Annotated in this window: 25 protein-coding genes and 1 other RNA gene; 13 read left to right on the top strand and 13 right to left on the bottom strand. The window is 70.5% G+C overall.

Annotated features, from left to right (window positions below; genetic code table 11):
- Positions 1 to 5: 5 nt before the first annotated feature.
- Positions 6 to 1,118, top strand: coding sequence for a peptide chain release factor 2 (prfB, locus tag CGL27_RS20170; RefSeq protein ID WP_078641771.1), 1,113 nt, complete (start codon positions 6 to 8; stop codon positions 1,116 to 1,118).
- Between the two features lie 291 nt (positions 1,119 to 1,409).
- Positions 1,410 to 2,087, top strand: coding sequence for a PT domain-containing protein (locus CGL27_RS20165; protein WP_119989073.1), 678 nt, complete (start codon positions 1,410 to 1,412; stop codon positions 2,085 to 2,087).
- 107 nt (positions 2,088 to 2,194) lie between these two features.
- Here the strand turns inward: CGL27_RS20165 and CGL27_RS20160 are convergent, their stop codons facing one another.
- On the bottom strand, positions 2,195 to 2,389 hold the full coding sequence (locus CGL27_RS20160; protein WP_119989071.1) for a hypothetical protein: 195 nt from the start codon (positions 2,387 to 2,389) through the stop codon (positions 2,195 to 2,197).
- A 329-nt stretch (positions 2,390 to 2,718) separates the two neighbouring features.
- Between CGL27_RS20160 and ftsE the strand changes: the two genes are divergently transcribed.
- The 5 genes from ftsE (at position 2,719) to ssrA (ending at position 6,583) form a co-directional block, all read left to right on the top strand.
- Positions 2,719 to 3,408, top strand: coding sequence for a cell division ATP-binding protein FtsE (gene ftsE, locus CGL27_RS20155; RefSeq protein ID WP_078641768.1), 690 nt, complete (start codon positions 2,719 to 2,721; stop codon positions 3,406 to 3,408).
- Between the two features lie 9 nt (positions 3,409 to 3,417).
- Positions 3,418 to 4,329 carry a permease-like cell division protein FtsX gene (gene ftsX / locus CGL27_RS20150; RefSeq protein WP_020870885.1) on the top strand — a complete coding sequence of 304 codons (912 nt, stop codon included), beginning with the start codon at positions 3,418 to 3,420 and terminating at the stop codon, positions 4,327 to 4,329.
- Positions 4,330 to 4,397: 68 nt separating this feature from the next.
- Complete coding sequence (locus CGL27_RS20145) at positions 4,398 to 5,609, top strand: S41 family peptidase (RefSeq protein WP_119989069.1); 1,212 nt, start codon at positions 4,398 to 4,400, stop codon at positions 5,607 to 5,609.
- Between the two features lie 18 nt (positions 5,610 to 5,627).
- Positions 5,628 to 6,107, top strand: a complete 480-nt coding sequence (gene smpB, locus CGL27_RS20140) for an SsrA-binding protein SmpB (RefSeq protein ID WP_078641766.1) — start codon at positions 5,628 to 5,630, stop codon at positions 6,105 to 6,107.
- Positions 6,108 to 6,213: 106 nt separating this feature from the next.
- Positions 6,214 to 6,583: a transfer-messenger RNA gene (ssrA, locus tag CGL27_RS20135) on the top strand.
- Positions 6,584 to 6,650: 67 nt separating this feature from the next.
- Here the strand turns inward: ssrA and tgmC are convergent.
- Genes tgmC through tgmA form a run of 3 tightly spaced genes read right to left on the bottom strand, consistent with a single transcriptional unit; the run spans position 6,651 to position 9,500 of the window.
- Positions 6,651 to 7,826, bottom strand: coding sequence for an ATP-grasp peptide maturase system methyltransferase (tgmC, locus tag CGL27_RS20130; RefSeq protein ID WP_119989067.1), 1,176 nt, complete (start codon positions 7,824 to 7,826; stop codon positions 6,651 to 6,653).
- Positions 7,823 to 8,794, bottom strand: a complete 972-nt coding sequence (gene tgmB / locus CGL27_RS20125; RefSeq protein ID WP_119989065.1) for an ATP-grasp ribosomal peptide maturase — start codon at positions 8,792 to 8,794, stop codon at positions 7,823 to 7,825. Before tgmB ends, tgmC begins: the two co-directional genes overlap by 4 nt.
- 7 nt (positions 8,795 to 8,801) lie before the next feature.
- Complete coding sequence (tgmA, locus tag CGL27_RS52125) at positions 8,802 to 9,500, bottom strand: putative ATP-grasp-modified RiPP (protein ID WP_119989062.1); 699 nt, start codon at positions 9,498 to 9,500, stop codon at positions 8,802 to 8,804.
- A 181-nt stretch (positions 9,501 to 9,681) separates the two neighbouring features.
- Between tgmA and CGL27_RS20115 the strand changes: the two genes are divergently transcribed.
- Together CGL27_RS20115 and CGL27_RS20110 are read left to right on the top strand one after the other, a co-directional pair.
- On the top strand, positions 9,682 to 10,917 hold the full coding sequence (locus CGL27_RS20115; RefSeq protein ID WP_119989060.1) for an XRE family transcriptional regulator: 1,236 nt from the start codon (positions 9,682 to 9,684) through the stop codon (positions 10,915 to 10,917).
- On the top strand, positions 10,914 to 11,456 hold the full coding sequence (locus CGL27_RS20110; RefSeq protein WP_240450573.1) for a GNAT family N-acetyltransferase: 543 nt from the start codon (positions 10,914 to 10,916) through the stop codon (positions 11,454 to 11,456). Before CGL27_RS20115 ends, CGL27_RS20110 begins: the two co-directional genes overlap by 4 nt.
- Before the next feature lie 49 nt (positions 11,457 to 11,505).
- Here CGL27_RS20110 and CGL27_RS20105 read toward each other — a convergent pair whose 3' ends face one another.
- Positions 11,506 to 12,432, bottom strand: coding sequence for a zinc-binding dehydrogenase (locus tag CGL27_RS20105; RefSeq protein WP_119989058.1), 927 nt, complete (start codon positions 12,430 to 12,432; stop codon positions 11,506 to 11,508).
- Positions 12,433 to 12,530: 98 nt separating this feature from the next.
- On the opposite strand from CGL27_RS20105, the gene CGL27_RS20100 reads away from it, so the two are divergent.
- A complete protein-coding gene (locus tag CGL27_RS20100) occupies positions 12,531 to 13,202 on the top strand; it encodes a TetR family transcriptional regulator (protein ID WP_162953030.1) in 672 nt (223 codons plus the stop codon).
- Between the two features lie 158 nt (positions 13,203 to 13,360).
- Positions 13,361 to 14,926: a D-alanyl-D-alanine carboxypeptidase/D-alanyl-D-alanine-endopeptidase gene (dacB, locus tag CGL27_RS20095; protein ID WP_119989055.1), complete on the top strand. Its 1,566-nt coding sequence runs from the start codon at positions 13,361 to 13,363 to the stop codon at positions 14,924 to 14,926.
- 27 nt (positions 14,927 to 14,953) lie between these two features.
- Here dacB and yicI read toward each other — a convergent pair whose 3' ends face one another.
- The 5 genes from yicI to CGL27_RS20070 all read right to left on the bottom strand — a co-directional run bounded on the left by yicI (position 14,954) and on the right by CGL27_RS20070 (position 21,342).
- On the bottom strand, positions 14,954 to 17,224 hold the full coding sequence (gene yicI / locus CGL27_RS20090) for an alpha-xylosidase (protein ID WP_119989054.1): 2,271 nt from the start codon (positions 17,222 to 17,224) through the stop codon (positions 14,954 to 14,956).
- 13 nt (positions 17,225 to 17,237) lie between these two features.
- On the bottom strand, positions 17,238 to 18,002 hold the full coding sequence (locus tag CGL27_RS20085; RefSeq protein WP_050994104.1) for a carbohydrate ABC transporter permease: 765 nt from the start codon (positions 18,000 to 18,002) through the stop codon (positions 17,238 to 17,240).
- A 71-nt stretch (positions 18,003 to 18,073) separates the two neighbouring features.
- Positions 18,074 to 18,997 (bottom strand): sugar ABC transporter permease, encoded by a 924-nt coding sequence (locus CGL27_RS20080; protein WP_119989053.1) that lies wholly within the window; start codon positions 18,995 to 18,997, stop codon positions 18,074 to 18,076.
- Entirely contained in the window at positions 18,994 to 20,298 is a 1,305-nt protein-coding gene (locus CGL27_RS20075; protein WP_119989052.1) for an extracellular solute-binding protein, read from the bottom strand. The genes CGL27_RS20080 and CGL27_RS20075 overlap by 4 nt, the downstream gene beginning before the upstream one ends.
- Positions 20,299 to 20,448: 150 nt before the next feature.
- Complete coding sequence (locus tag CGL27_RS20070) at positions 20,449 to 21,342, bottom strand: LysR family transcriptional regulator (protein WP_119989051.1); 894 nt, start codon at positions 21,340 to 21,342, stop codon at positions 20,449 to 20,451.
- Positions 21,343 to 21,435: 93 nt separating this feature from the next.
- On the opposite strand from CGL27_RS20070, the gene CGL27_RS20065 reads away from it, so the two are divergent.
- Positions 21,436 to 22,329, top strand: a complete 894-nt coding sequence (locus tag CGL27_RS20065) for an alpha/beta fold hydrolase (protein WP_162953028.1) — start codon at positions 21,436 to 21,438, stop codon at positions 22,327 to 22,329.
- A 56-nt stretch (positions 22,330 to 22,385) separates the two neighbouring features.
- On the opposite strand, the gene CGL27_RS20060 is transcribed toward CGL27_RS20065, so the two are convergent.
- The gene (locus CGL27_RS20060) at positions 22,386 to 23,738 is read right to left on the bottom strand and encodes an MFS transporter (RefSeq protein WP_162953027.1); all 1,353 of its coding nucleotides are present in this window, start codon (positions 23,736 to 23,738) and stop codon (positions 22,386 to 22,388) included.
- A gap of 124 nt (positions 23,739 to 23,862) precedes the next feature.
- On the opposite strand from CGL27_RS20060, the gene CGL27_RS20055 reads away from it, so the two are divergent.
- A complete protein-coding gene (locus CGL27_RS20055) occupies positions 23,863 to 24,846 on the top strand; it encodes a LysR family transcriptional regulator (RefSeq protein ID WP_119994465.1) in 984 nt (327 codons plus the stop codon).
- Here the strand turns inward: CGL27_RS20055 and CGL27_RS20050 are convergent.
- Together CGL27_RS20050 and CGL27_RS20045 are read right to left on the bottom strand one after the other, a co-directional pair.
- On the bottom strand, positions 24,822 to 25,109 hold the full coding sequence (locus CGL27_RS20050; protein WP_119989049.1) for a hypothetical protein: 288 nt from the start codon (positions 25,107 to 25,109) through the stop codon (positions 24,822 to 24,824). The genes CGL27_RS20055 and CGL27_RS20050 overlap by 25 nt on opposite strands.
- Positions 25,106 to 25,468: a DUF6247 family protein gene (locus CGL27_RS20045; RefSeq protein ID WP_119989047.1), complete on the bottom strand. Its 363-nt coding sequence runs from the start codon at positions 25,466 to 25,468 to the stop codon at positions 25,106 to 25,108. The genes CGL27_RS20050 and CGL27_RS20045 overlap by 4 nt, the downstream gene beginning before the upstream one ends.
- Between the last annotated feature and the right edge of the window lie 212 nt (positions 25,469 to 25,680).

Raw genomic sequence — 25,680 nt, 5'->3', positions numbered from 1 at the left:
GTCCCGTGGCAGTCGTCGATGCATCCGAAGAGCTGAAGTCCCTCTCCTCGACCATGGGGTCGATCGAGGCCGTCCTGGACCTCGACAAGATGAGGGCCGACATCGCCGTGCTCGAGGAGCAGGCGGCGGCCCCGTCCCTGTGGGACGACCCGGAGAACGCGCAGAAGGTGACCAGCAAGCTCTCCTATCTCCAGGGGCACCTGCGCCGGGCCGAGGAGCTGCGCGGCCGGATCGACGATCTCGAGGTGCTGTTCGAGCTCGCCGCCGACGAAGGCGACGCGGACGCCCTCGCCGAGGCCGAGGCCGAGCTGGAGGCCGTGCGCAAGGCGGTCGACGAGATGGAGGTGCGCACCCTCCTGTCCGGCGAGTACGACTCCCGTGAGGCGCTGGTGAACATCCGCGCCGAGGCGGGCGGGGTGGACGCCGCCGACTTCGCCGAGCAGCTCCAGCGGATGTATCTGCGCTGGGCCGAGCGCCACGGCTACAAGACCGAGATCTACGAGACGTCGTACGCGGAGGAGGCCGGCATCAAGTCGACCACCTTCGCCGTGCAGATTCCGTACGCCTACGGGACGCTCTCCGTCGAGCAGGGCACCCATCGCCTGGTGCGGATCTCGCCGTTCGACAACCAGGGCCGGCGCCAGACCTCCTTCGCGGGCGTCGAGGTGCTGCCGGTCGTCGAGCAGACCGACCACATCGAGATCGACGAGTCCGAGCTGCGCGTGGATGTCTACCGCTCCTCGGGCCCCGGCGGCCAGGGCGTCAACACCACCGACTCCGCGGTGCGGTTGACCCACATCCCCACAGGCATCGTCGTCTCCTGTCAGAACGAGCGCTCGCAGATCCAGAACAAGGCGACCGCGATGAACGTCCTCCAGGCCAAGCTGCTCGAGCGGCGCCGCCAGGAGGAGCAGGCCAAGATGGACGCGCTCAAGGGCGACGGCGGCAATTCCTGGGGCAACCAGATGCGTTCGTACGTCCTGCACCCGTACCAGATGGTCAAGGACCTGCGCACCGAGTTCGAGGTCGGCAATCCGCAGGCGGTGCTCGACGGTGAGCTCGACGGCTTCCTGGAGGCCGGAATCCGCTGGCGCAAGCAGCAGGAACAGGGGAAGTAACCTTCCCGCTGGGCCTCCAACGGGCCCCGTGCACCGCGGTTTTGGTCACAGTCCTGTACCCATGTATGCCGCATCCACTTCCATAGTGGACATCTCGCACGCAATGGCCTTGACGATGATCTGAAAACTGGGAAGGCTGACGCGCGGCATGCGTATGACTGGGGCGCGTGTGAACGGGGGCCGGCGGACCGCCTCAGAGGGATGGGGACCGCGGAGAATGCGACACCCCGAGCCGTTGCCCCGTGCATAGCTGCTCCATTGACGAGTACAGCTACTGGGGGTAGCAGGCAGATGACGAAGAAGACGCGGCTGCGCGTTGCGCGCATAGCTGCCGGTGCGGTGATCGCCGCCGGCGCATCGCTCACCGCCGCCGGCGCCGCATCGGCCGTTGGTGTTGACGTCGGTATCGGCGGCGTGAACGTTTCGGCGAACGCGGACGAGAAGGGCCTGGACGTCGGTGTCGGCATCGGCAACGGCCACGGCAAGCCGACCGAGGACCCGACCGAAGAGCCGACCTCGATCCCGACGGGCGAGCCGACCGAAGAGCCGACCGACCCGCCCACGGACGAGCCGACCGACCCGCCGACGGAGGACCCGACTCAGCCGCCGACCGGTGAGCCGACGGATGAGCCCACTCAGCCGCCGACCGACGAGCCGACCGACGAGCCCACCGACGAGCCCACCGGTGAGCCGACCACCGCGCCGAGTTCGCCCGGCCAGGGTGGCGGCAGCGGTGGTGGCGACGACAGCACCTGCACGGTGGACCTCGACAGCACCAACTGCGACGACAACACCGGCACCGACAACGTCGGCTCCAAGCCGGTGGAGCAGGGCAAGGCCAAGGAGCAGCTGGCCGAGACCGGTTCCTCCGAGACCACGTTCCTGCTGGTCGGCGCCGCGACGATGATCGCCGGCGGTATCGGCTTCCGCTTTGTGCCGCGTCTGGTGAACCGCAACAACGTCGCCTGATCGCGCGCTCTACGCACGGTAAGGGGCCCGGAGCTCTCCAGAGCTCCGGGCCCCTTGTGTGTTCAGAGGGTGTGCCACACCCGATGTATAGCCTGCGTAACGCTCCGTTATGCCGTCGCCATCTCATGTGCGAGCACGGCCACCGTGATGAGCGCCACCAGCAGCGCTATCAGCGCGGCCGGCGTCAGCCCACCGAAGTTGCCGTCCTGCTGCATGCGCTCCCTGCTGGCCCGGCAGACCGGGCAGCGGCCCTCGCTGACGGGGCTCGCGCAGTTGGCGCAGACGAGCCTGTCGTACGTCATGCGCTTTCTCCTCCCGCGCGGCGGTGCCGCAGTAGACACGGGACCAACGCCCAGCGAAATGGGTTGGTTCCCCTTCCACTGTGCCAGCTTCCGTCCGGTTCGGCGCGCCCCGCACGATTCCGTGCCGCATCCGTACCGGTTTCGTGGCCGTTTCAGCCGCCACGACAGGCGGTTTGTCAACCGTTTGACCCCAATAGTGCAGTGAAGAAACCCACCCGCGCCGGACGGTGGACTGCGCGGCCGTGCGCGGTTCGCGTATGGTCACGCTCACCGACGGGAGCCGCTTCGGCTGCAGCCCGTACCGCTACCCAGGTCACCGTGGTGCTCCAGTGATCCGATTCGACAACGTATCCAAGACATACCCCAAGCAGAACCGTCCCGCACTTCGGGATGTCTCGCTTGAGATCGAGAAGGGCGAGTTCGTCTTCCTCGTGGGCTCTTCGGGGTCGGGAAAGTCCACTTTCCTCCGGCTGCTCCTCCGCGAGGAGCGCGCCAGCCATGGCGCGGTCCATGTGCTCGGCAAAGATCTCGCGCGGCTGTCCAACTGGAAGGTGCCGCAGATGCGCCGCCAGTTGGGGACCGTCTTCCAGGATTTCCGGCTGCTCCCCAACAAGACGGTCGGGGAGAATGTCGCCTTCGCGCTCGAGGTGATCGGCAAGCCGCGCACCGCCATTCGGAAAACCGTCCCCGAGGTGCTCGATCTGGTGGGACTGGGCGGTAAAGACGACCGTATGCCCGGCGAGCTCTCCGGTGGTGAACAGCAGCGGGTGGCCATCGCCCGCGCGTTCGTCAACCGTCCGATGCTGCTGATCGCCGACGAGCCGACGGGAAACCTGGACCCGCAGACGTCCGTCGGCATCATGAAGCTGCTGGACCGGATCAACCGGACCGGCACCACCGTCGTCATGGCGACACACGACCAGCAGATCGTGGACCAGATGCGCAAGCGCGTGATCGAACTTGAGAAGGGCCGCCTCGTCCGCGACCAGTCCCGCGGCGTCTACGGCTACCAGCACTGAAAGGACGCCATGCGCGCCCAGTTCGTCCTGTCGGAGATCGGCGTCGGTCTCCGCCGGAATCTCACGATGACCTTCGCGGTCATCGTCTCCGTCGCCCTCTCGCTCGCCCTGTTCGGCGGGTCCCTGCTCATGCGCGAGCAGGTGAGCACGATGAAGGGCTACTGGTACGACAAGGTCAACGTCTCGATCTTCCTCTGCAACAAGAACGACAAGGAGACCTCGGCCAACTGTGCCAAGGGCGCGGTCACCGAGGCCCAGAAGCAGGAGATCGAGTCCGAGCTCAAGCAGATGAACATCGTCGAGTCGGTGCACTTCGAGACCAGTGAGGAGGCGTACAAGCACTACAAGGAGCAGTTCGGCGACTCGCCGCTGGCCGATTCCCTGACCCCGGACCAGATGCAGGAGTCCTTCCGTATCAAGCTGAAGGACCCCGAGCGCTATGACGTCATCTCCACGGCCTTCGCCGCCCGCCCCGGGGTGCAGGAGGTCCAGGACCAAAAGGCCCTGGTCGACGACCTGTTCAATCTGCTCAACGGCATGAACTTCGCGGCGCTCGGCGTGATGACGCTGATGCTGATCGTCGCGTTGATGCTGATCGTCAACACGGTGCGGGTGTCGGCGTTCAGCCGCCGCCGGGAGACCGGGATCATGCGATTGGTCGGCGCGTCCAGCTTCTATATCCAGATGCCGTTCATCATGGAGGCCGCCATCGCGGGGCTGCTGGGCGCGGGCTTCGCCTGCGTACTGCTGGTGAGCGGGCAGTACTTCCTGGTCAACAACTGGCTGGTGGACAAGATCGATGTGATCAACTTCATCGGCTGGGACGCGGTGCTCGCCAAGCTGCCGCTGGTGCTCGCGATTGGCCTGCTCATGCCCGCGCTCGCGGCGTTCTTCGCGTTGCGCAAGTACCTCAAGGTGTGACATTCGCCTACGGCGCCGTACCGGACAACCCCCGGTACGGCGCCTGTTGGTGCCCTACACTCACCGGCATGTCGGGCCCGTGTTTGTTCGTCCAGCCCCGCCGCATTCGCCGCGGGGCCGCCCTGACATTGGTCTTCGTGAGCGTGCTCGCCACCGGGGCGGCCGTGGGTTCCTGGGGCGCCGAGCCCGGACCGCGCCAGGACCCCCAGCCCGCCCGGATGCCGGCTCGTGCCTATGCCGGCGCGGTCGAGAGCGACCAGGTCAAGGCGGCCGCGGCCGCGGCCCAGGAGGACGGGAAGTCCGGATCGAAGGCCGCCCGCGAGGTGGTCAGCCGCAGCGGAGACCGGTGGGGCGCGGTCTACAGCGCCCGTGAGTACGAGGGCTTCCGCCAGAACCTCGACGGTGCGTACGTCGGCGTCGGGATCTCCGCCCACCGGGACGCCCACGGGCGGATCGCCGTCGAGCGGGTCGAGCCCGGCAGCCCCGCCCAGAAGGCCGGGATCCGGGCCGATGACCGGCTGCGCACGGTCGACGGCAAGAACGTGACCGGGCGGCCGGTCACCGAGGTCGTGGCCCTGCTGCGCGGCCCCGCCGACGGCTCCCCGGGCACCCGGGTGGAGCTCGGGCTGCGGCGTGGCGGACAGAAATGGACGCAAGAGCTCCGCCGGGCCCGGCTGACCACCGACCCGGTGACCGTCGACCGGCTCAGCGGTTACGACGACCACAGACCCGGCGCCGTCCGGATCAAGGTCGACTCGTTCACCAAGGACACCGGAGAGCGGATCCGGCGGGCGGTGCGCTCCATCCCCCGGGGCGACGGCATCCTGCTCGATCTGCGGGGCAACTCCGGCGGGCTGGTCTCCGAGGCCGTCACCGCCGCCTCCTCCCTCCTCGACGGTGGCCTGGTCGCCACCTATGACGTCCGTGGTGACCAGCGAGTTCTCGACGCGCGGCCGGGCGGCGACACCGACAGCCCGCTGGTGGTGCTGGTCGACGGCGGCACCATGAGCGCCGCCGAGCTGCTCACCGGCGCCCTGCAGGACCGCGGCCGCGCCGTGGTCGTGGGCTCCCGCACCTTCGGCAAGGGCTCGGTGCAGATGCCGAGCGAACTGCCCGACGGCTCGGTCGCCGAGCTCACCGTGGGCCACTACCGGACCCCGGCCGGGCGTAACGTCGACGGCGAGGGCATCGCACCGGATCTGACGGTCAAGGGCGACGACGGCCCGTCGGCCGAGGCGCGGGCGCGCACAGTATTGAGTGGCCTCGGGGGTGGGTCCTAGTGCGAGAATGGCCTGGCTATGGCTAAAGAGACGGGTCGCAAGCTGATCGCGCAGAACAAGAAGGCGCGGCACGACTATCACATCCTGGACACATACGAGTGCGGTCTGGTGCTGACCGGGACCGAGGTGAAGTCGCTGCGCCAGGGGCGTGCCTCGCTCGTGGACGGATTCGCCCAGCTCGACGGCGGCGAGGCATGGCTGCACAACGTGCACATCCCCGAGTACAGCCAGGGGACGTGGACCAACCACTCGGCGCGCCGCCGGCGGAAGCTGCTGCTGCACCGGGCGGAGATCGACAAGCTGATCGGCAAGACGCAGGAGACCGGGCACACCCTGGTGCCGCTGGCCCTGTACTTCAAGGACGGCCGGGCCAAGGTCGAGATCGCGCTGGCCAAGGGTAAGAAGGAGTACGACAAGCGCCAGACGCTCCGCGAGCGGCAGGACCGCCGGGAGTCCGATCGGGCGATCTCCGCGGCGCGACGGCGGCAGCGGGCCTGAGCTGGACTCCGGGCGGCGGGAATGATGTGGCCCCGTCGCGCGTTGTTCACCTATGATGGCGCTGTGCCCCTCCGAGGGCGCGGCACCACCTTTGAAAACACCACATGGGGATGATCGGTTTCGACAGCGGCTGTCGAAGCAGGAGAAGCGAGCCGAGGAAGCGGCAATGATCTCGTTAACCATATGTCGCAACCAATAATCGCCAATACCAAGCGCGATTCCTTCGCCCTCGCTGCCTAAGTAGCGACTTGCGAAGTGTCAGCCCGGGGCTGTTCCCGACCCGGATCCTGGCATCAGCTAGGGAACTAAACCACTAAGCCCGGTCACGGGGCGTAGTGGGAAATCAAACAGTGACTGAGCCCGTCGGAGACTTGTCCGCGTGATCTCCGGGGCCGAGAAAATCACAGCGGACTGCGCTCGGAGAAGTCCTGATTCCACACCGGTGGACGCGGGTTCGATTCCCGCCATCTCCACTCATCCCATGTACGACGAGGGCCCCGCCAGCCGGCGGGGCCCTCGTCGTGTTTCGGTGCTCATCGGTGCTCAGAGGAGCCGGTGTTCCCAGCGCAGTGCGGGCCGGTCGTCGATCCAGTACGTGTGGGAGCTGGGGGTGACGCGGAGCCGCATGGTGCTGATGTCGGGACGTTCGGCGTCCTGCCAGGCGATGAGCGTCCGCTCGATGTCGTCCCACAGCGCCGCCGGTCCGCCTTGCCGGACGGTCCAGCCGGAGCCGTTCACGGCGAACGCGGCGAAGGATTCGCGGTCGGCATCGAACACATAGAGCTGCGGGGTGCCATCGTTTCGGGCAGCACGTACGAGCTGGGCGCCGGGTGCGGCGAGCTGGGCGAGGAAGGCGGGCATCCACTCCTCCAGCAGGGTCGGCGGCACCTTCGCTTCGCGCTCGCTGTCGGCGTAGGCGGTGCGCGCCGACAGGTCCCCGGCGAGCGGTACCACGGCCTGGGAGCGGGCCTGCATGAACGACGACTCCCCGATGGTCCGACCCTCGGCCGTACCGTCCTCGTTCACGGTGACCCTGGCGAGGCCGGTGCCGTACGCCCATGATCCGGGCGCGAGGGTGGTGAGGATGGTGCCGCCCGGCTTGGTCTGGCGTACCCAGGTGTGGGGGATGCGGCGTACCGCGCATGTGGCGATGACGCGGTCGTAGGGGGCGCGGCGGGGGTGGCCGAGGAGTCCGTCGCCGGTCACGGTCCATGTGGAGTATCCGGCGGCCTCCAGAGCGGCATCCGCACGGGCAGCCACGCCCGGGTCCACCTCGATCGTGGTGACGTTGTCTTCTCCGAGCCGGTGGCACATCAGGGCGGTGGAGTAGCCGGTGCCGGTGACGATCTCCAGCGCGGTGTGACCGTTCTCGATGTCCAGGGCCTCGATCATGCCGACGACAGTCACAGGCGTGGTGGAGGATGACGTAGGCACACCAGGGACGGGTTCGGTGACCTGGTCGGCGGTGAGGTGCCCGTCCAATTGCGTCACCAGGGACTCGTCGCGGTAGGCGATCTTGGACCATTCCTTCGGATTGGTGCCGAGCGCGGTCACGGGCCGCCAGTGTCCGCCGTCGGCGGGCAGGAACACGCCGGGCTGGAGGAACAGTTCACGGGGTACGGCCTCGACCGCTGCGCGCCACCTCGGATGGGTGAGGACTCCGGCCTCCTGGAGCCGGTCGGCGAGGTCACGCCGCTCCGGTGCGGTGTCGGGTGTCATCGGACGGTGTCTCCTTGAGCGAGCAGGTCGGCGAAGGCGGCGGCCATCGGCAGACCGGTCCTCTCCTCCAGCCACCCCCATTGGCCGTTCGGGTTCAGCTCCAGCCAGTGGGGTTCGCCGTCGCGGTCGAGGGCGAGGTCGAAGCTCCCGGAGCGAAGGCCGAAGTGGTCGAGACAGGTGAGGAGCGCCTTTTCCAGCCGATCCGGCAGGTCTACCACGCGGTACGAGAGGGCGGAGTAGTCCTTGCGCCAGTCCAGCAGGTCCGAGTCGATGCGGACGGCGAACGACTGCCGGTCAACGACCAGCACCCGGAGGTCGGCGACTTTGTCCACACGGGCTTGGAACAGGTGCGGCGCCATGGCCACGGTGTCGTCCACCTCGTCGGCGGTCACGGGCTCGGCCCAGCTGGTCAGGCCGACGCCGTCTCGCTCGTACGGGGTCCATCGCAGCGTCTTGGTGATCACCTGCCCGTGGGCGGTGATGAACCCGCGTGCCTCGCCGGGGTCGTTGGTCACCAGCGTCGCGGGCACGGTGAGGCCGAGGCGTGCGGCTGTGGCGAGTTGGGTGGGTTTGTGGTCGGCCGCCGCGATGCGGACGGGGTGGTTGACCCAGAGTGGGCCGTCGAGGGAGTGGAGGACGCCCGCGATTCCGTGGCGGACCTGCGCTGCGGCGTAGCGTGCGTCGTCCGCGTCCAGGTGTTCGAAGGCGGGCCAGACGGGGCGGCGCCAGTACACCGCCCGTACGTGCTCCAGGTCTGCGGTCCTTGACGGGGTACGGAGCTGCCCGGCCCCCAGGGAGGGTACCGGGCAGCCGCCGAACCGGGCCGTGACCGTCAGCTCCCCGGCTGGGAGGTCTGCGGGGTTGAAGCGAGCCACGGGAACACCGCGTTCGTTGAGGTGGGTGATCACCATGTCGGCAGTGATGTCGAACGGTTCCGTGACCACCAGGACCGGTCGGGTGTCGGCCATGGGGCGGTCAATCCTGCTGGGAGTCCTGGTCGGAGCCCGCGTCGTTGCGCGAGTCCAGATTCGTCACGGTCGATGTCGAGGTGGCCGAACTCGTACCGTGCCTGTCCATCTCGACCACCAGGCCGTCACGGTCGCGGAACACGCCGGTCTGGGTGTCCGGGTCGACGGTGACGGTGGTGAACGGCATCTCCGCCGCCGTGGGGTACGGGCCGAGTCGGCGCAGGCCCCACGGGCGGACCGGGGCGAGCCGGCCCGGGGTGGCGCACTCGGCCCAGACGCACTTGCCCCACGGCTTGGGATCGATGCCCCACCGGGAGGAGACGGCCTCCACCACGGCCATGCCGCGCCCGGACTCGGCCGTTTCGGTCGCCTGGACGACGCGAGGGACGGCGCGGGAGCGGTCGAACGTCGAGATTCGTACCATGTGATGGCTGGGGCGTTCGACCTTGAGGCGGAAGCAGCCGCGCTGTTCGGGATCGGGGATGTGGCGGGTGGCGTGCCGGATCGCGTTGGTGGCCAGCTCCGAGGCGATCAGGCGGGCGTCGTCCACCAGGTCCTCCAGCCCCCAGGCGCGGAGGGTCGCGGCGACGGACAGGCGCGCGATGCCTACGGACTCTTCGGTGCAGGGGAGCGACTGGGAGTAGGCCGGATGGCCGGTTCCGGTGGGCGCGAGTGGTGAGGGCTTGCTGATCATCATCGTAGTCATCTCGTGGGGCCTTCTGGTGAGTGGGCCAGGCAGCTAGCGCTGCATGACACCCAGTCAACGCTCGGAAGCACTCCGTGTTTAGGGCATGTTCAATCCGCCCCGCCCGCATGCCCCCGGACCTTTTTGCTTCCCCTTGACCCAGTTCCTTGGTGGGCTGTGCATGCGTGTCTACCGTGGAGGCATGGGGAACCAAGCCCTCCAAATGGCCCTGCATGATGCTGGATTAACGCAGGAGAAGTTGGCCGAGGCGGTGAACAAGGCCATCGAGCGGATGACCGGAAGACCAGGCCGGATCGGGGACCGGGTGGTGCGGCGGTGGCTGAGCGGGCAGACCCGCTGGCCTCATGAACTCCAGCGTCGCGCCCTCACGATGGCGCTGGGCCGGGAACCGGTCGAGCTGGGATTCATTCCCCCATCGGGTCGTTCCCCTATCGCCCCTCATGAGGACAATGTGAACCGCCGCCAAGCCCTCGCCACAGGAGTTGCCCTCGGCGCGGCCGTAGCCGCACCGGCTCCCGCCACGCCCTACCGCGTCGGCATGAGCGACGTACGGGCCCTGCAAAGCCGCTTCGCCAAGCTCGTCGCCGCCGACCACAAGAAGGGCGGGAACCAGCAGACCGAGGCCGCTGCCCTGGCCCTTGCCGATGAGGCCGTTGCCCTGCGGCAGCGTGGTTCGTGCTCTCAGCGCGTCAGGCGCGCCCTGTACGCCATGGCCGCCGCCTGTGTGTCCAGCGCTATGTGGGCCGCCACCGACGGGCGTCGTTTCGACGCGGCCCTAGGGCATCACGAGCGGGCGGCCAGCCTTGCCCAGGAGTCCGGCGACCAGGCCATTCTGTTCCGCATCTGGTCCCACAAGGGCAGTCTCTACCGCCACCTGGGCCGACCGGCCGATGCCCTCGACGCCAACGATGTTGCCCGCCGACTGTCCATCACCCACCGTGACCCGCTGTTCGCCTCTCTCGGCCACGCCCGGCACGCCGCGATCCTCGGCCTGGCACGGGACAAGGCCGGTGTGGACCGCGCTTTGGACTGCGCCCGGGATGCGATGCTCCGGGCTGATCCCGGCGAACGGCGGCCGCTGTGGCTGACCGCGTTCTACGACGAAGCCGAAGTGCACAGTCTTGCCGCCACCGCGTACCTGGCTGCTGGTCGGGGGGCCGAAGCCGAAGCGCAGGCCCATGCCTCCCTTACCTTGTTCCGGCTCCATCTCGTCCGCTCCCGGGCCATCACGACCGCCCGCTTGGCCCGCGCCCAGCTCGGACAGGGAGAGGCGGAGCGCGCCGTGGTCACCGCCGCCTCCATTGACGTGGAGCACCCTCGGGTGCGGTCCATGCTCGACTCGTTCACCCGTGATCTTCACCGGATCGCGCCCGGTCCCGTCTACGACTCGTGGGAGCAGCAGTGGAGAGCGGCGTGAGCTTCGTTCGGATCGGTGACGTGGAGTCCGTGTGGGATGACCTGATGGGCATCTACAAGGAGTGCTGGGCGCACAAGCTCCATCTGCCGCATTACGCACCCGAGGCGTTCGGGGAGCGGCTGCACCGGCACGCGGCCGAAGCGGGTTGGGAGGCCGTGGTGGCGTACGACTCCGGTGAGCCCATCGGCTACATCTACGCCAACCGGCTCACCGGAGCGGATGACCGCTGGTGGCGCCGCGTCCGGCCAGAGCTCGAGCCGACCACTGCGGGGGCTTCGACGGTCGCGGTGAAAGAGATGATGGTCCGCCGGCAGTGGCGCCGGCAGGGGGCCGCCCGCAAACTGCATGACGTGCTCTTGGCGGGACGGCCCGAGACGCAGGTCTCATTGATGGTGAACCCGTCGAATCAGGACGGGAAGGTGCAGGCCCTCTACGTGTCATGGGGATACCGAGCGCTGGGCACCGCGCAGTCTTCGGCGGAGGCGCCGCTCCTGACGGTGATGGTGCGCCCGGTGCGGCCCGAGGTGGCCGCCGGGTAGCACCACCAGTCGGCGGAACCATTTATCCAGGTCAGGCCCCTGCCAGCCGTCAGCCGATGTCCAGGACCGCCTTGCCGTGGAGGCGGCGGTCCAGGAGGGCGGCGACGGCCTCCTCGGCTCGGTCCCAGCCGCCGCGCCAGGTGATCTGGGGGTCCAGGTCGCCCGTCGCGACGCGCTCCGCGAGCCAGCCGAGGTCCGCGCCGATGTCGGGGCGGTCCAGCAGGTAGAAGGTGACGATCGAGCGGTTGTGGCGGCCTTCGTTTCCGTAGAGGGCGCCGAACGGGAAGGTCTCGGGCTGGCCCGTGACATGGCCGACGGAGACCAGGGTGCCGTGCGCGGCGAGCTTGTCGTACGCGGCCACCAGCTGCGGTCCGCCGACGTTGTCGACCACTCCGTGCACCGGCTCGTCGATCTCGGCCGGGTCCGTGACCACCTGGTGGGCGCCCAGTGCCCGCAGGCCGTCGCCGTGGGCCGCCGGATCGCCGGTGGAGGCGATGACGTACGCGCCGCCGAGCCGGGCGAGCTGGACGGCGTACCGGCCGACGCCGCCGGTGGCGCCCGTGACCAGGATGCGCCGGCCGAGGGTGTCGCCGATCCGGCGCAGGGCGCGCAGGGCGCTGGCGCCCGCGACCGGGATGGTGCTGATCGCGCCGGGGTCGGCACCGGCGGGCGGGACGCCGAGCATTCCGGTGTCCACCGCGCGCAGCTCCGCCCAGCCGCCGTCCGCGCCCAGGGTGACGACGGGGGTTCCGGCCGCCGGTCCGGAGCCGTCGGCGGCCGCGCGCTCGACCACCCCGGCGGCGTCCCAGCCCGGCACGGTGCCGTCGGGGGCATCGGCCCGGTGGGCGACCTCGCCGTAGTTGAGGGAGGTGGCGGTCACCCGGACCAGTGCCTGGTGCGGGGCGGGTTCGGGGTCGGCGGTCTCGCCGAGGCGGAGGCCGGAGGGGGCGGAGTGGTGAATGAGCAGGGCGCGCATGGCGGTTCGCCTTTCGGTGAAGGGTGACGACCACAGTTATGCCACCGAGTGGCAAAAGCGCGCAAGTGGCATCGTCGCTGACGGTTACACTTTCCGCCGTGACTGCCGCTCCCAACTCCTCACTGCGCGAACGCAAGAAGCGGCGCACCCGTCAGGCGCTGATAGACACCGCGCTGGAGCTGTTCACCCGGCGCGGCTTCGGCGGGGTGACGCTGGACGAGCTGTGCGAGGAGGTGGAGGTCTCCAAGCGCACCTTCTTCCGCACCTTCACCAGCAAGGAAGATGTCGCGATGGCCCCCGACCAGGACCTGTGGCGGGCCTTCCTGGAGGAGCTGGAAACCGCGGACCCGGACGCGCTGCCGGTGGTGGAGCTGGGGCGGGACGCGCTGCTGGCCGCGCTGGAGCGGATGGACGACGAGGGCTGGGCCCGGCGGATGCTGCTCAGCCGGCGGCTGGCCGAGCGGACCCCCTCGATGGGCGCGCACGGTCTGCAGTTCTGCGAGGCCACCACCCAGGAGGCGCTGGAGATCCTGCACCGCCGGTTCGGCCTCGGGGGGTCGGGCGACCTGCGGCCGCGGCTGGCCGTGGACATGCTGATCGCCGCGTTCCGCGGGGCGCTGGCGAGTTGGGTGGCACAGGCAGATGAGGCCGACGGGGCGGGCGGGGCGGGCCGTACCGAGCCGCCCACCGCCGAGGAACTGGCCGTCCGCCTCCGCGAGGCCGTCGCCGCCCTCCCTGCGAGCCTCGCGCTGCCCACCACGCCCGGCTGACGGCTGACGGCTGACGGATGGCGGCTCAGGGGCGCGCCGCACCCGTCGAGGCTGACCACCGTGCCCTGCCCGGCTGACGGCCGACGGCCGCCGCGTGCCCGGTTGCCGCTCCGCGGCGCCCTGTCGCGCAGCCCCGGCGTGCGGGATCCTCCCGTGACATGAGCAGACCCCTGAAGCGTCGTGTGAGCGGCTGGATCTGGCCCCTCGTCATCGGACTCGCCTTCACCCTCACCTGGAGTTCGCCTGCCGGTGCGGACACCTCTCGCGCCGGGATCGGCGACGCCCTCGACACCATCCTCGCCGACCCCCTGCTGAAGGGCGGCGCGGCCGGGGTGGTGGTCGCCGACGCGGACTCCGGCGCCGCCCTCTACCGGCACCGGGCCGACGACCGGCTGATGCCCGCCTCCAACACCAAGCTGTTCACCTCGGCCGCCGCCATGGGGCTGCTCGGCCCCGACCACCGCTTCGGCACCGATGTCCTGACCGACGGCAGCCGCCACGGCCGGGTCCTGCGCGGCGATCTGTTTTTGCGCGGCACCGGCGATCCCACGATGCTCGCCGGGGACTACGACCGCTTGGCCAAGAGCGTCGCCGACGCGGGGATCACCAAGGTCACCGGGCGGCTGATCGCCGATGACACCCGCTTCGACGCGCAGCGGGTGGGCCGCTCCTGGGCGGCCGACGACGAGTCCTCGTACTACGCGGCGCAGATCTCCGCGCTGACCCTCGCCCCCGACACCGACTACGACGCGGGCAGCGTCATCGTCGAGGTCGCCCCGGGCGCGGCCCCCGGCGACCGGCCGAAGGTCACCGTCACACCGCCGAACTCCTACGTACGGATCGACAACCGCGCGACCACCGGAAGCGGCAGCCTCACCGTCGAGCGCGGGCACGGCTCCAACACCATCACCGTCAGCGGCGCGATTCCGGCCGGGGCGGCGACCGCCAAGGAGTGGGTCAGCGTCTGGGAGCCCACCGGCTACGCCGCCTCGGTCTTCGCCGACGCCCTCCACCGGCACGGCGTCCGCGTGGCCGGGTCCACCCGCCTGGGCAGGGCCACTCCGGCGGACGCCCGGACGCTCGCCGCGCACCGCTCGATGCCGCTCAAGGAACTGCTGATCCCCTTCATGAAGCTGTCCAACAACATCCACGCCGAGGCGCTCACCAAGGCAATCGGTTATGAGACGGCCGGTCGCGGCACCTGGGACGCGGGGCTCGGCGCCATCGCCGACTGGCTGAAGAAGCAGGGCGTGGACTCCGGCGCGGTGCGCCAGGTCGACGGCTCGGGGCTGTCCCGGATGGACAACATCGCGGCCGGGCGCCTCACCGAGCTGCTGCTGTCGGTACGCGACGAGCCCTGGTACGCCCACTGGTACGCCTCGCTGCCGGTGGCCTGCGCACCGGACCGGTTCGTGGGCGGCACGCTGCGGACGCGGATGTGCTCCACCCCGGCGGCCGGCAACGCACGCGGCAAGACCGGCTCCCTGACCGGCGCCTCCGCGCTCTCCGGCTATGTCACCGACGCGGACGGCAGGGAGCTGGTCTACAGCGTCGTCCTCAACAACTACCTCGCGGAGTCGGTGAAGAGCCTGGAGGACGCGATCGTGGTGACGCTCGCGAAGTCCGGCGAGGGCCATGCGGAGGCGGTGCGGCCCCGTGCCGTACGGGGCGCCACGGCCGACGCCGGACTCGAATGCGCCTGGGTCAAGCCCCGGCGCTGCTGAGCGCTAGCGCTAGCGCTAGCGCCACGGCTACGGCATCGGCAGCGTCAGCACCGCCGTCCCCGCCGCCGCCTCGGCCGACGGGCCGCCGGCCACCTCCAGCCGCCAGGGCGCCGAGGCGCCGGTGGCCTCGGCGCGCAGCTCCGCCCCGTCCCGGACGACGGTGAAGGTGGCGGCCGTCGTGCCGTCCGGGCGCGGCACCCGCACCGTGACCGGGCGGCCCGCGGCCGGTTCGTACACCCGCAGGGTGATCCCGTCCGCCCAGTCGGCGTCGGGGCGGTCGTCGGCCGCCCCGAACGGGATCACCGCGCCGGGCCGGGCCAGTAGCGGGACGCTGAGGAAGCCGTGAGTCTCGCGCATCCAGCGCGGCCCGTGCACCGTCCGCCCGCTCGGCACATGGGTCCAGACGCCGTCGGGCACGTAGTACCTCACCTCGCCCTCGTCGTCGAAGACCGGGGCGACCAGCAGATCTCCGCCGAGCATGTACTGCCGCTCCAGGCCCGCGCATCCCGGGTCGTCGGGGAACTCCAGGACCATGGCGCGCATCACCGGGACGCCCTCGGTGTGCGCCTGCCGTGCCGCCTCGTACAGATACGGCATCAGCCGCAGCTTCAGCCGGGTGAAGTAGCGCAGCACCTCGACCGACTCCTCGTCGAAGTGCCACGGCACCCGGTAGGAGGACGAGCCGTGCAGTCTGCTGTGCGAGGACAGCAGGCCGAAGGCGATCCACCGCTTGAACAGGGCCGGGTCCGGGGTGCCCTCGAAGCCGCCGATGTCATGGCTCCAGAAGCCGAAGCCGGACAGCCCCAGCGAGAGCCCGCCGCGCAGCGATTCGGCCATCGCCTCGTAGGTGGATTCGCAGTCGCCGCCCCAGTGCACCGGGAACCGCTGGCCGCCCGCCGTGGCCGAGCGCGCGAAGACCACCGCCTCGCGCTCACCGCGCCGCTCGCGCAGCGCCTCGTGGACGGTGCGGTTGTAGAGGTGGGTGTAGTAGTTGTGCATCCGCTCGGGGTCGGAGCCGTCCGCGTACACCACGTCCAACGGCACCCGCTCGCCGAAGTCGGTCTTGAAGCAGTCCACGCCCATGTCCAGCAGCGCGGTCAGCTTGGCCGCGTACCAGGCGCGGGCGTCGGGGTTGGTGAAGTCCACCAGCGCCATGCCCGGCTGCCACAGGTCCCACTGCCACACCGAGCCGTCCGGCCGCTTCAGCAGATGGCCGGCCGCCTTGCCCTCGGCGAAGAGCGGGGAGCGCTGGCCGATGTACGGGTTGATCCAGACGCAGATCCGCAGGTCCCGTTCGCGCAGTCGGCGCAGCATGCCCTCCGGGTCGGGGAAGACCCGCGGATCCCAGGTGAAGTCGCACCACTGGTACTCGCGCATCCAGAAGCAGTCGAAGTGGAAGACGGACAGCGGCAGTCCGCGCTCCGCCATGCCGTCGACGAAGCCGGTGACCGTCTCCTCGTCGTAGGAGGTGGTGAAGGAGGTGGACAGCCACAGCCCGAAGGACCACGCGGGCGGCAGTGCGGGGCGGCCGGTGAGCGCGGTGTAGCGGCGCAGGATCTCCTTGGGGGTGGGCGCGTGGATGACGTAGTACGTGAGCTCCTGGTCCCGGGCGCTGAACTGGATCCGGGAGACCGCCTCCGAGCCGACCTCGAAGGAGACCCGGCCGGGGTGGTCGACGAAGACGCCGTAGCCCGCGTCGGTGAGGAAGAACGGGACGTTCTTGTACGCCTGTTCGGTGGCGGTGCCGCCGTCGGCGTTCCAGATGTCGGTGGCCTGGCCGTTCTTCACCAGCGGGCCGAAGCGCTCGCCGAGCCCGTAGACGGAGGTGCCGACCCGCAGCGCGAGCCGTTCGCGCAGGTGGTGGTGGCCGTCGGGGGTCTCCATGATGCCCATGTCCTTGGCGCCGCTGCTGGTGAGGGTGCGCCCGGCGGCTTCGAGGTCCATTCGCCAGGGTCCGGTGCGGGCGAAGCGCACCGAGAGCGCGCCCGAGGTGAGCCGGGCCTCCTCGGCGTCGCAGCTCACCTCGGCGTCGCACTCCTGGCGGGCGATCTCGAAGGACGGGCCGCGCTCCACCCCGCCGGCGAAGTGGGTGATCCGGATGGCGATGACATCGGGCATGGGGGAGGTGCAGGTCAGGGTGAGGGCGGGGCCCTTGAGCAGATCGCCGCGGTGGCGGACGGGATGGGTGGGGGCGTGGACGGTGAGGGTGCCGGGGCCGGTCTCCACATCGAGCACCCCCTGGGGGTACGCGGCGCGGACGCCCTCGCGCAGCCTCCAGTAGCCGTCGCTGAACCTCATGCGGCCCTCCTCGTCATTTGACCGCGCCCATGGCGATGCCACGGGTCAGGGTCCGCTGGAAGATCAGGAAGAAGCAGAACGCGGGGAGCACCCCGAGCAGGGCGGCCGCGTTGGTCATGGTGGCGTCCATCAGCCGCTGGCCCTGGAGGACGCCGAGCGCCACCGAGACCGTCTGGTTGTCGTTGGAGATCAGCATCACCAGGGGCAGCAGGAACTCGTTCCAGGTCCAGATGAAGAAGAAGACCAGCAGCACCCCGAGGGTGGGGCGGCTCACCGGCACCACCACCCGCCAGAGGACCTGCCACTTGTTGGCGCCGTCGATCCGGGCCGCCTCGATGACCTCCTTGGGGAAGGCGCCGAGCACGGAGGAGAGCAGATAGGTGCCGAAGGCCGACTGGATCACGGTGAAGACGATGATCACGCTCAGCCGGGTGTCGTACAGGCCCACCTGCTTGGACAGGTAGTAGACGGGATAGACCAGGGCCTCCTGCGGCAGCATGTTGGCCAGTACGAAGAAGGCCAGCACCCAGGGGCGGCCCTTGACCCGCCCGATGCCGATCGCATACGCGTTGAGCACCGACAGCAGCGCGGCGAGCACCGCCACCGAGCCCGAGATCAGCGCGGAGTTGAACAGCTTCCGGCCGAAGTCGACCCGCTGCCAGAAGTCCCGCAGCCCGTCCAGATGGATCCCCTCGGGCAGGCTCAGCGGGCCGTTCGCCGAGTACTCCGCGGGCGATTTCACCGCGTTGAGGGCCACCACGAGAAACGGCAGCACCATGAGTACGGCCGCCACGCCCAGTGCGGCCAGCACCGGAAAGCGGGCCGGGGCGTGGTGTCGCTTGAGGGCATTCACCGCTGCTGGTCCTCCGCCCGGGTTTGCAGGCGCAAGGCCACCAGGGCCAGCGCCAGGATGATCACGGTGAGGGCGGTGGAGACCGCGGAGCCGTAGCCGACCTGCGTCTTCTCGAAGAAGGACTGGAAGGAGAAGTACGAGGGGACATTGGTGGCCCCACCGGGCCCGCCCTTGGTGAGCACATACACCGCGCCGAAGACCTTCAGCGCCGCGATGGTGCACCACAGCAGCACGACGGAGATCTCCGGGCGGATCTGCGGCAGCGTCACATGCCAGAACCGCCGCCACCACGAGGCCCCGTCCAGCTCGGCCGCCTCGTGCAGGGACGGGTCGGCGCGCTGCAGCCCCGCCATGAAGACCACCAGCGGAAAGCCGAGCTGGACCCACACCATCACGGCCATCACGCTGTAGAGCGCGAAGTCCGGGTCGCCCAGCCAGTCATGGCGCAGCGAGCCGAGGCCGACGGCGTCCAGCGCCTCGTTCAGCGCGCCGCCCTCCGGGGCGAGGATCCAGCTCCAGACGATCCCGGCCACCGCGATCGGCAGCACCTGCGGCAGATAGAAGCAGGCGCGCAGCACGCTCGCGGTGCGGGTGCCGATGTGCTTGGCGACGTAGTCGAAGAGCGCGGCGGCCAGCACCAGGCCGAGCGCGGTGGGGAGCACGGCCATCGCCACCACCATCGCGAGGCTGTGCCGGAAGGACTCCCAGAAGGCGGAGTCGTCCAGCAGGGTGCGGTAGTTGTCCAGCCCGGCCCACTTCGGGCTGCCCACCCCCTGCCAGTGGGTGAGGCTGATCCCGGTGTTCATCAGGAACGGGACGACGATGACGGTGAGGAAGGCCAGCGCGCCGGGGAGCAGGAACAGGGCGTACGGATACTCGCGGCGCCGTAGCAGCGGCGCCTTGCTGCTGTGGGAGCTCATCCCTTCGGCGCGCCCGCGTCGTACGCCTTCTTCAGCGCGTCCAGATACGCGTCGGGATCCGCGCTTCCGGTGATCAGCTTCTGGGTCTCGGAGACGAGGGTGTCGTAGAAGCCGGGGACCGGCCAGTCGGGGTAGAAGGCCAGGCCGTCTCCATCGGCGTAGGTGGTGAAGTCCTGGATCAGGCTCTTGGACTGGGGGTCGGTGATCGCCGACGGATCGGCGGCCACGGGCACTCCGCCGTGGTTGCCGAGGGTGTTCTGGATGCCCTTCTTCATCGTGATGTCGATGAAGTCGTAGGCGAGCTCCTTGTTCTTGGCGCCCTTGGGGACGACCCAGAGATTGCCGCCGGAGCCGAGGGTGAGCTTGGAGCCGGGGAAGGGGAAGGTGCCCCACTGGTCCTTCATCTCGGAGGTGAAGCGGCCGAACCACCAGCTCCCGGAGAAGAACATCGGGTACTTCCCCGCGATGAAGGCCGCGCCCGCGTCCTCGGCCTTGGCGCCGCTCGAACTCTTGGCGATATAGCCCTTCTTCACCCAGTCGGCGAAGGTGGTGGCGCCATAGGTCCAGGCGGCGTCGTGGAAGTCCGGCTTGCCCTTGTACTGCTCGTAGGCGTCCACCCAGGAGCGGTCGGCCTTGGAGAGGGCGAGCTGGTAGACGTACTGGTGGGCGGGGTATTCGGCGCCCGCGCTGGCGAGCGGGGTGACGCCCCTGTCCTTGAACGCCGCCAGGGCGGCGGTGAATTCGGCGAAGGTGGTCGGGACCTTGACGTGGTGCTTCTCGAAGAGGGTCTTGTTGTAGAAGACCATCGTGTACTCGGCGTAGTTGGGGATCCCGTACCAGTTGCCGGAGCCCATCACGCCCTGTGCGTCGTAGCGGCTGGTGGTGCGCACCCCGGGGCTGAGCGGCTTGTCCCAGCCGCGCTTGGTGACCTCGGGGGTGAGGTCGGTGAGCAGGCCCTGTTTGGAGAGCAGCCCGGTGGTGGCGTTGCCCTTGTTGTACTCCATCAGGTCGGGTGCGTCACCGGAGTTGAGGACCATCGAGGCGGTCTTCTGGATCTGTTCGAAGCCCTTCTCCTCGACCTTCACCGTGACGCCCGGATGGCTCTTCTTGAACTCCGCGATGGCCTGCTTCCAGGCGATGCCCATGGCACTGTTGGGCGCCTCGTAGTGCCACAGCCTGAGCGACTTGCCGTCCCCGGCCTCGTCCCCGCTGTCCCCGCAACCCGCCATGACCAGGGCTCCCGCGAGCGCGGCCGCGATGACGGCCGCTGTTCGTTTCGTCCGTTTCCGTGCCGTCAACATCCGCTGCCTCCGGGAGGGTGGGAAGAAATGGCGCACGTGCAACGTTCGTCGAAGCGCTTCGATGGGGAGAGGTATACGAGGGGTGAGAGGGATATGTCAATGCCGTTGACAAAACGGGCGGGAGCGGGCGCGGAGGTCGCGTTTGCGGGCTCAGCCCCGATGGACCTGGCGCACCGTGCGGAGGAAGGCGCCCAGGACGCTCGGGACCGGTCCGAAGCGATGCGCGAGGTGGAACTCCAGCCCGGCGGCGGCCGGTTCCAACGGCAGCAGGGTCACCCCCACATGCCGGAACCGCCGCATCCCCGCCGGTCCGATGCCGATGCCCAGCCCGCAGGCGACCAGCCCGAGCAGGGTGTGCAGATTGTGCGCCTCATGAGCGATCCTCGGCTCGACCCCGGCGGCGCGGCATACGGCGAGCGCCACATCGGCGGCGGCGGGCTCGGCCTGCCGCGAGGAGAGGATCAGCGGCTCGCCGTCCAGCGCCCGTACGGGCACGGCCGCGGCACCGGTCAGCGGATGGCCGGACGGCACCGCCGCCACCAGGGTCTCCCGGCCCAGTGGCAGGCTGCTCAACCGCCGCCGGGCGGATGCGGGCGGCGGGCCGCAGATGACCCCGGCGTCCAGGCTGCCGTCCAGCAGCGCCTCGATCTGCCGGGCGCTGGGGAGTTCGCGCAGCTCCAGCCGGACTTGCGGGCGGCGGGTCCGGAAGGCGGTGAGCACCTCGGGCAGCACGGCGGCCAGCGCGGTGCCGAGGAAGCCGATGGCGAGCGAACCGGTCTCGCCCCGCCCGGCGTCGGCCGCGTCCCGTACGGCGAGGTCGAGATGGTCCAGCACCTGCCGGGCCCGGGCCAGGAACGCCTCGCCCGCGGCGGTGGGCCGCACGCCGTGCCCGGTGCGGTCGAAGAGCCGTACGCCCAACTCGGTCTCCAGCGCCTTGATCTGCTGGGACAGCGGGGGTTGCCGAATGCCCAGCGCGGCGGCGGCGCGGCCGAAGTGGGCGTGCTCGGAAAGGGCGAGCGCATAGCGCAGATGGCGCAGCTCCATGAGAGCCAAGCCTATATCCGATCACGAATAATCCCTTCACCTCTCATATATCAAAGAAGAAAATACCGGTGTGCCGGTGCTCGACTGGCCCGCATGAACGCGACGCGAGAACATCGAGAGCACCTGGAACACCGAGAGCACCTAGAGCACCTAGAACACCGCGAGACGACGGTCGAGGGCGTACGGCTGCACTGGGTGCGGGCAGGGTCGGGGACCCCCGTCGTCCTGCTCCACGGCTGGCCGCAGACCTGGTACGCCTGGCGCAAGGTGATCCCCCAACTCGCCCGCGACCACGAGGTGTTCGCGGTGGACCTGCCGGGCCTCGGCGACTCGGGCTCCTCCCCGCGCGGCCACGGCGTCCGGATCGCCGCCGACCTCCTCGACGCCTGGCGCGCCGAACTGGGCCTGGACCGGGTCCATGTCGTCGGCCACGATCTGGGCGGCCCCATCGGCTATGCGTGGGCCGCCGCCCACCCCTCCCATGTCCGCAGCTTCACCCTGCTCGCCGTGCCGCTGCACGGCTTCGGGCTGAGCGAGCTGATCGCCCGCGCCGGGCTCTGGCACTTCGGCTTCTTCTCGGTGCCCGGTCTCGCGGAGGAGCTGGCGGAGGGCCGGGAGCGGATCCTGCTGGAGCACTTCTACGGGCCCGCCATGGAGAGCGGGGCCATCCGCCCCGCCGATGTCGACACCTATCTGCGCACCTACACCCGGCCGGGGCGGCTGGCCAACGGCTTCGCGTACTACCGCAACGCGCCCGCCGACACCGCCGCCATCGCCGAACTCGCCCGCACCCGGCTGCCGATGCCCACCCTCGCCGTCGGCTGCGGCCGGGCCGGTGGCGCGGCCCCTCTCCACAGCCTGGGCCAGGTCGCCCCGGCGACCCGCGGTGCCGTGATCGACGACAGCGGCCACCACCTCCCCGAGGAGCACCCGGGCCCCTTGCTGTCGCTGCTCGCGCCCTTCCTGGCGGAGGCGGACGGGTCGTGACACCCGGCTCGGTCAACCTAACTGAGTGCGGACGTCCGCGTGTTCCGGCGATGTGGTCATGGCCGGCCCTCCGAGCCGTGTGCTTGCGGTAGGGACCGTAGCGGGGCCCGCAGACAACCCCGGCCCGACCAGGCGATGGCGAAGGCGAGGGCGGCTGCCGTCGCCGGGGTGAGGTAGGCCGATGTGGGGGCCAGGTGGTCCACCGTCCAGCCGCCCACCGCGGCGCCCGTGGAGATGCCGATGAGCAGACCGGTGTACACGGTGGTCATCCCCTCGTTGAGGCGGGCGGTCGGGAGCAGGCGGTGGACCAGGGTCATGCCGGTGATCATCGTGGGGGCCGTGGCCATGCCCGCCAGGAAGAGCAGCGGGGCGAGGGTGCCGAGGCTGTGGGCGGTCAGGAGGGGGAGGACGGCCAGGGCCATCGCGGCCACGCCCGCCACCAGGCGCCCTCCGGCCGTACCGCGCGGTGGCAGCGCGCCGAAGACCAGCCCGGCGGCGCAGGAGCCGGCGGCCTGGAGGGCGAGGACGGCGCCGCTCGCCGTGGAGCCCCCGTACGAGCCGACGGCGGCGACCGTCGCCACCTCCATCGAGCCGAAGACCGCGCCGGTCGCGAGGAAGGTCAACAGGACGACGCGCAGAGCGGGGGTGAGGAGCGCGCGCCCCCGGGCGGCGTGCGGTTCCGGCGGCGGTTCGGTGCGGCGCTGGGCGGCGAACAGCAGGGTGCCGGTGAACAGCAGCGCCGCCGCCGTGACCAGACCCGCCTCGGGGAGCACCGCCGTGCACAGCACCATGGCCAGCGCGGGCCCGGCCATGAAGCAGACCTCGTCCACGACCTGCTCGAAGGAGGCGGCGGTGTGCCGGGCGACCGGGTCGTCGCGGTGCAGCGCGGCCCAGCGGGCGCGGGTCATCGCGCCCAGGCCGGGCACGCCGGACGAGCCCGCCGCGCAGCAGAACAGCGCCCAGGCCGGGGCGCCGAAGTGGACGCACAGCACCATGGCGGTCGCCCCGGCCACGAAGACGACGACGGCCGGGACCGCGACCCTGGCCTGCCCGTACCGGTCGACCAGCCGCCCCAGCAGCGGCCCCGCGACCGCCGTCACCGCGACTCCGGTCGCCGAGACGGCGCCCGCGAGCGCGTACGAGTCCCGCACCGTGGCGATCATCAGCACCGTGGAGACGCCGAGCATCGAGCCCGGCAGCCGTCCGACAAGGGCCGCGAGCGTGAAGGCGAGCGCGCCGGGGGTGGCGAAGAGCCGACGGTACGGGGCGAGTGGCGACCTGCGGCGGCGCGGCGGGGCGGGGGCGACGCCGGGCCGGGAGGCGGGGCGGGAGGGACGCGGCACAACGGGCCGGGAGGCGGGGCGGGAGGGACGCGGCACAACGGGCCGGGAGGCGAGGAAGAGGATCACCCCACCACGGTCCCGGGGCCGCCCGGGGGCGGTCCAACACCTGATCCGGGCCCATTCACGCATATTCGTTGTCAATGCCGAGTGGGGTGAAGGATCGAGGATCGCGTCGGTCACCATGGTGCGCGTGAACCGGGACCTCGAACCGCGCCTGCTGCGCGCCTTCACCGCCGTCGCCGACGAACTGCACTTCACCCGAGCCGCCGCCCGCCTCTACGTCGCCCAGCAGGCCCTCAGCCGCGACATCCGCCGCCTGGAGCGGGAGTTGGGCGCGGAGCTGTTCGTCCGCACCACCCGCCAGGTCGCCCTCACGGCCGCGGGCGAACGGCTGCTCCCGTACGCCCGGCGGGTGCTCCAGGCCCAGGACGACCTGGCGGCGGCCTTCAGCGGGGCCGAGCGCCGCCCGCTGCTGGTGGACGTGGGCGCCCCGGTGAGCACGGGGAACCAGGTGCTGACGGAGGCGCGGCACCGCCTCGGCCCCGAGACCGAACTGGTGGCCCGCTTCCACAGCGGACTGGCCGGGGCCGCCGCCGAACTCCTCGCCGGCCGCCTCGATGTCTCCTTCGGCCGGGCCCACGGCCTCGACCCCGCCGTGCTCGCCCGGCTGGAACACCGCCTCATCCGCTATGAGCGCATCGCCGTGGTCCTGCGCGAGGACCACCCGCTGGCCCGGCTCCAGGAGATCCCGCTGTCCGCGCTCGCGGGCGAGACCCTGTACGCGGCGGCGGGCAACCCCACCACCACCGAGTGGACCGACCTGGCCGCGCAGCTCTTCGCGGGGCGCGGGATCGCGATGGCGGAGCCGTTCCCGGAGATCGAGGGGGACGAGGAGTTCATCCGGGTGGTGACCAAGCGCCGCTGGTCGGTGCTGGCCAGCGAGGTGTTCATCCACCTCCCCGGCACGGTGCTACGCCCCCTCACCGACCCGGTCCCGCTCTCCCCGGTCTCCCTGCTCTGGCGCCGCGACCTGCACCACCCCGGCCTGGACGCCCTTCACACGGCGGCCCACACCCTCGCCACCACGTCCGACTGGCTCGCCCGCCCACCGGGCGCCTGGCTGCCACGCCCGGAGGCGGGCAGTGATGATCAGAGATTGACGCGGTTGATGTAGACGCGCTTGCGATGCGGAATCACCTGGTACCAGACGAGCATCGTCTCGACGCTGTACGTACGCAGGCGATGGGGTTCGGGGTCGTCGTCGAGGAGACCGTCCGGGCCGAGCCCCTGGGCCGCGAGATCGGCCAGGGCGCTGCCGATCACCTCGACCGCGCACCGGTCCGCGTCCTTCATGCCGCCGACGACCCACTCGGCGTCGGGGTTGTACTCCCAGGCCCAGCCGACGGTGTCCTCGACGCCTTCGCCCCGTGTGTTCACCCGTCGGCCCCGGCCTCGGCGGATGCCTCGCGGAGGATGCGGGCGATGGTCTGTTGCGCAGAACGGAACTCCTCTTCCGTGGCCTGCGGATCGCCGGTGACGCGCTCCGCCTCGCGCATGGCGTGGAACCTCCCGGGGTGGCGTTCGATCGCGACGACCGTCGCCCACTTCTCCAGGAACAGCCGCATCGGCGTGGTCGAAGCGGTCTGCACGGCGCGGTCGAACGCCTCGCCCAGCTCGCGGTCGAACTCGGCGATGCGCGCCAGGTCGAGCCGTTTGACCGCTTCCCGCAAGGCGTCCCGCGTCATCGGCGGCTGCGGGATGACAGGCACGTGCGGGTGGTCCGGCTGGCTGCTCATGCGATCCTCCGGCGGGGCGGGCGGGCGGTGCACCGCGTACGGTACCGGGCGATACCTCGCGTCGCGTATGCGATGGCCACGACTCCACCGCAGGAGGGAATCCCCGGGATCCCGGGACTCCGGAACCAGCCCCAGGGGCCCCGCCCCGGCCCCGGTCCCCGGGATCCCGGGACTCCGGGACTCCGGGACTCCGGAACCAGACCCCGGGGCCC

Source organism: Streptomyces sp. 11-1-2 (assembly GCF_003595545.1).
In the GTDB taxonomy this organism is placed as follows: Bacteria; Actinomycetota; Actinomycetes; order Streptomycetales; family Streptomycetaceae; genus Streptomyces; species Streptomyces hygroscopicus_B.
This window is presented reverse-complemented; position numbering and strand designations above follow the sequence as displayed.

Coding starts and splice junctions, on each gene's coding strand:
- CGL27_RS20165 (WP_119989073.1), top strand. CDS start 1,410: ATGACGAAGAAGACGCGGCTGCGCGTTGCGCGCATAGCTGCCGGTGCG.
- CGL27_RS20045 (WP_119989047.1), bottom strand. CDS start 25,468: ATGAGCAGCCAGCCGGACCACCCGCACGTGCCTGTCATCCCGCAGCCG.
- CGL27_RS20065 (WP_162953028.1), top strand. CDS start 21,436: ATGAACGCGACGCGAGAACATCGAGAGCACCTGGAACACCGAGAGCAC.
- CGL27_RS20115 (WP_119989060.1), top strand. CDS start 9,682: ATGGGGAACCAAGCCCTCCAAATGGCCCTGCATGATGCTGGATTAACG.
- tgmC (WP_119989067.1), bottom strand. CDS start 7,826: ATGACACCCGACACCGCACCGGAGCGGCGTGACCTCGCCGACCGGCTC.
- CGL27_RS20080 (WP_119989053.1), bottom strand. CDS start 18,997: ATGAGCTCCCACAGCAGCAAGGCGCCGCTGCTACGGCGCCGCGAGTAT.
- CGL27_RS20075 (WP_119989052.1), bottom strand. CDS start 20,298: ATGTTGACGGCACGGAAACGGACGAAACGAACAGCGGCCGTCATCGCG.
- smpB (WP_078641766.1), top strand. CDS start 5,628: ATGGCTAAAGAGACGGGTCGCAAGCTGATCGCGCAGAACAAGAAGGCG.
- CGL27_RS20160 (WP_119989071.1), bottom strand. CDS start 2,389: ATGACGTACGACAGGCTCGTCTGCGCCAACTGCGCGAGCCCCGTCAGC.
- CGL27_RS20105 (WP_119989058.1), bottom strand. CDS start 12,432: ATGCGCGCCCTGCTCATTCACCACTCCGCCCCCTCCGGCCTCCGCCTC.
- CGL27_RS20070 (WP_119989051.1), bottom strand. CDS start 21,342: ATGGAGCTGCGCCATCTGCGCTATGCGCTCGCCCTTTCCGAGCACGCC.
- yicI (WP_119989054.1), bottom strand. CDS start 17,224: ATGAGGTTCAGCGACGGCTACTGGAGGCTGCGCGAGGGCGTCCGCGCC.
- dacB (WP_119989055.1), top strand. CDS start 13,361: ATGAGCAGACCCCTGAAGCGTCGTGTGAGCGGCTGGATCTGGCCCCTC.
- ftsX (WP_020870885.1), top strand. CDS start 3,418: ATGCGCGCCCAGTTCGTCCTGTCGGAGATCGGCGTCGGTCTCCGCCGG.
- CGL27_RS20085 (WP_050994104.1), bottom strand. CDS start 18,002: ATGGTGCTGCCGTTTCTCGTGGTGGCCCTCAACGCGGTGAAATCGCCC.
- tgmB (WP_119989065.1), bottom strand. CDS start 8,794: ATGGCCGACACCCGACCGGTCCTGGTGGTCACGGAACCGTTCGACATC.
- tgmA (WP_119989062.1), bottom strand. CDS start 9,500: ATGACTACGATGATGATCAGCAAGCCCTCACCACTCGCGCCCACCGGA.
- CGL27_RS20145 (WP_119989069.1), top strand. CDS start 4,398: ATGTCGGGCCCGTGTTTGTTCGTCCAGCCCCGCCGCATTCGCCGCGGG.